This is a genomic window from Komagataeibacter kakiaceti JCM 25156 (assembly GCF_000613305.1).
Window position 1 is genome coordinate 1 of sequence record NZ_BAIO01000712.1, and the last position, 957, is coordinate 957.

At 67.9% G+C, this 957-nt stretch carries 1 pseudogene; it reads right to left on the reverse strand.

Features of this window, described 5'->3' with window-relative positions:
* Positions 1 to 957: pseudogene (locus JCM25156_RS26060) on the reverse strand (VWA domain-containing protein); the annotation flags it as partial.

Sequence of the window (957 nt, forward strand, 5' to 3'; positions counted from 1 at the left end):
GGCCGGAGGTGACGGGGTGGCGCTGCCCGGTTTCGGTCAGGTCGGGGCGGAAGCGGCGCACGGCCATGCCCCCGTCCGTTGCGACATGGGCGGGAAGAACATCGGAGAGCGGCGTATCCTGAAGCGAGCCGGGGGTGAGGAATTCCGGCCCGCCGATCAGCAGCAGCCCGCCGCCCGCGCGGATATGGTTTACGATGTTGCGCAGATAGGATTCCGGCAGGATGCCCCGGTTCTCGAACCCGTCCAGAATGATGAGGTCGAACTGCCCGATCTTCTGCTGGAACAGTTCATTCACCGGAAAGGCGATCAGCGCGAGATCGGACAGCGGCGTGCCGTCATCGCGGTCGGGTGGCCGCAGGATGGTGAAATGCACCAGATCGACCGATGGGTCGGCCTTCAGCAGTCGCCGCCACACGCGCTCGCCCTGGTTTGGCGTGCCGGACACCAGCAGGACGCGCAGCCGGTCGCGCACGCCGTTGATGCGGATGACATCATGGTTGTTGCGCGTCGAGACTTCCCCCGGCAGTTCCGGGGCGGAAAGGCCCACCAGCATTTCACCCGGACGGGTGACGGGCAGGGTAATGTCCTGCGGCTGGCCGATCCGGACCGGGCGGGAGAAGGTCGTGCCATCGCCCAGCGTAAGGGTAAGCTGCGTGGTCGCGCCGGGGATGGGGGGCGCGCCCTGGTCGTCAATCTCCACGCGGATGGTCACATCCTTGCCCACGATGGCGAATGGCGGGGCCTGAAGCACGCGCAGGTGGCGGTCCGTTTCCTCCCCCCGGCCGGTCAGCAGTACATGCAGCGGCAGGGTGGTGCGGTGACCGTGCCCGTCATCGGGGGCGAGCATGTCGGGCACGCTGGCCGGAACGTCATGGTCCTCGCCATCCGTGATCATGACCGCCCCCGCGAGGCGGGAGGCGGAATATCCGCCGCCGCCTGCTGGAGCGCCTCGAACAG